Origin of the sequence: Rhizobium sp. BR 317 (genome assembly GCF_047445835.1) — a bacterium.
Classification (GTDB): domain Bacteria; phylum Pseudomonadota; class Alphaproteobacteria; order Rhizobiales; family Rhizobiaceae; genus Rhizobium; species Rhizobium paranaense.
Window position 1 is genome coordinate 1 of sequence record NZ_JARWLB010000076.1, and the last position, 2819, is coordinate 2819.

Annotated in this window: 3 protein-coding genes; all 3 read right to left on the reverse strand. The window is 54.4% G+C overall.

Translation table 11 applies throughout. The features are described from left to right. The coding region (locus tag QD357_RS31680) for a GTP 3',8-cyclase MoaA (protein WP_414125934.1) at nt 1-499 on the reverse strand (499 nt) is incomplete at its 3' end. A 622-nt stretch (nt 500-1121) separates the two neighbouring features. Then, complete coding sequence (locus QD357_RS31685) at nt 1122-2063, reverse strand: glutathione S-transferase family protein (protein ID WP_414125936.1); 942 nt, start codon at nt 2061-2063, stop codon at nt 1122-1124. Between the two features lie 87 nt (nt 2064-2150). Then, nucleotides 2151-2660 (reverse strand): VOC family protein, encoded by a 510-nt coding sequence (locus tag QD357_RS31690; RefSeq protein ID WP_414125937.1) that lies wholly within the window; start codon nt 2658-2660, stop codon nt 2151-2153. Between the last annotated feature and the right edge of the window lie 159 nt (nt 2661-2819).

The following is a 2819-nucleotide window of genomic DNA, read 5'->3' on the forward strand; positions in this document are numbered from 1 at the left end:
CGTCAATGCCTTCCAAGACCTTCGAAAATTCGCCCCAGCGAGTAATCTGCTTGAATTTGTCGGGATGGAGCGTGTCGAGCGAGACATTGATACGCCGCACGCCCGAATCGGCAAGTTCGGCGGCGAATTTTGATAGTTGCGAACCGTTGGTCGTCAGCGTCAGTTCGTCGAGCGCACCCGAATGGACGTGCTTGCCAATCTCGCGCACCAGGAACATGACATTCTTGCGCACCAGCGGTTCCCCGCCAGTCAGGCGCAGCTTACGCACACCCTTGGCGATGAAGGCGGAGCAGAGCCGGTTCAATTCCTCCAGCGTCAGAAGATCCTTCTTCGGCAGAAAGGTCATGTTTTCCGCCATGCAATAGGTGCAGCGGAAATCGCACCGATCCGTCACCGAAACCCGGAGATAAGTGACGGCGCGTCCGAACGGGTCGACCATCGGCGTTTTGGCGCCAATGAGCTCAGTAGCGTCGGCCTGATCGATGGTGACGGTATCCAACGAAATTCTCCTGTTGAACCAATGTCGTGAGCGAAATGGGCGGCGTTACCGGTKAAACACTGTCTTTCCGTCGGGGGAAGTGAACGCAAAGAATTCCTCCAGGCAGGATTCTGCGGTACTGCGCAACGATCGAATTGTGCTACGTTCGTTTGCCTTGTTATCGGATTTTTGCTTTACCTTGTCCAGTCGATGCTGGCCAGCAAAAGCAAGATGTCAACCGAGGAGCGAATGACGCTCAAGATCGACAATKATCGTCCMGTACCGCGAGTAATTCCGCCAGCTCAGATCATCAATGGCCACAACCAGAAGTCTTATTGTATGGACGCCGGGTTCTTGTACTTCAATTGCCGCAAGATCGTGTCGTCGCTGACCTGCATGCCGAGCCGGTGCATCAAGTACTCAGCCGGGCGACCGCCCATCCTGTGCCAACCAAGCCCACAGCCATGCGTTCAGTTCGTCGCATACAKGGTGAAGCAGTCTCAGACAACCTGTCGGTGAGCTCCGTCACCMGCATTTCGGGTACCTACACTGCCGCCGGTTCAGTGCGAGTTCGATTTTCATCAAGATGCCATGATGCTAAGCTCTGACAATCGCACGTGACATTGCGCGGCGTAAGAACAAATCAAATTCCTGCAATTTGCGGCCCGACAGGTACAATTCCTGAGGGATTTAGGGATGTGATGGAGTAATAGCCCCGTTTTATGTGCTCGAGATTCACGGTCTCGCGGACGCCCGGAACGGTTAGCACCCGTGCCAGATAAGCGCTCACAGATGGATAGTCCTGTAACCGCCGCACATTGCATTTGAAAAGGCTGTAATAGACCGGTTCAAAACGGACAAGCGTAACGAACACCCGAATGTCGGCTTCGGTAAATCTCTCGCCGAATAGAAAATCGCCAGAAATGCTCAGCCGTCTCTCAAGCAGGTCTAGCGCTAAAAAGACGTCCGCCACCGCGCTCTCATAAGCCTCTTGAGATGTAGCGAACCCAGCACGGTAAACGCCGTTGTTAAAAAGCGGGTATGTCCAGTTGTTGAGCTCTTCGACCTCGGCGCGTAATGCCTCCGGAAAGAGGTCGCAATCCGACGTCGCGTACTGGCCAAAACCAGAGTTGAAAATGCGGAGAATGTCTGCGGACTCATTATTGACGATGGTCTTGGCCAAATTGTCCCACAATACCGGAACAGTMGCCCGTTTTGAGAAGTCCGGGGCAATTCTMTGGTAAATCTCACGGAGATAACTTGCCCCTTCGAATTCGTGCTCGGCCGTTCCCGAACGCGGGCCGAAGTGCCATCCGCGTTCTGTTAGCTCAGGCTMAACTATGCTGACCGAAACCACTTGCTCCAGCCCTTTGAGCTTTCGCGCAATGAGCGTGCGGGACGCCMAGGGACAGCTCAATGCAACGATTAGGCGGAAGCTCCCGGCCTCTGCTTTGAAAGCATGTTGGCCATCTKGTCCAGGCTCACCGGTGGGTGTAATCCAGTCTCGGAAGCTCGAAGGCTGTCTGATGAACTTGCCTCCGGCATCCGTCTCAAGGGTTCGTATATCGTGCCCTTTATTTCCCATCKATTTTATCCTTTCTTCAAGTCTCCCGCGAGGAGAGAACACACACACGAACCCGTGGTGGGGCCAAACCCCAGACGCTCCGCCTTGCTAGGATTGCTCCTCCTCGGCTTCCAAGAGAAGCGCCCCTAGGTCGAGCGGCTTGTTGAGTGCTTGTGCGTCTGCTGCAGTCAAGTMATGCCGCCACCCCTCCCAAAAACTCGGATCGCGATCCCAAGCAAGTTCAATGCCGTTACCGTCAGGATCGCTCATATAGATGGCCAGATGGCTCGTATGGTCTGCAGCCCCATCAATGGGATACTGTTTATTCATCAACCGCTGAAAAGCACGCGCAAGATCGCGGCGGCTCGGATAATTAATCGCAAAGTGATAGAGACCAGCCGTCCTTTGCGGCGCAGGCGGGGCACCTTTGCTTTGCCAGGTGTTMAGGCCAATCTGGTGGTGATAGCCTMCCGCTGACAGGAACGCAAAACTTCCCAGATTAAAGTTGAGATTGAATCCTAGAACGTCGCGATAGAACGAAATGCTACGATCAATATCCGCTACCTTCAGGTGGATGTGACCAATGCGGGTTTCGGGCGGCGTGCGGTATTCAACCATTATTTCTCCATTCTTGCGGATGCCAGATGTTCAGCCCCGCGCCAGGATGCATCGAGGCACCACCGAGCGCGGCTCACCCGGATACAGCCGGTGCCATCTCGGATCTGGTTGCTATTGAGCACCTTTGCTGACGTCAATAAAACTCGGATAGTCTCGAAG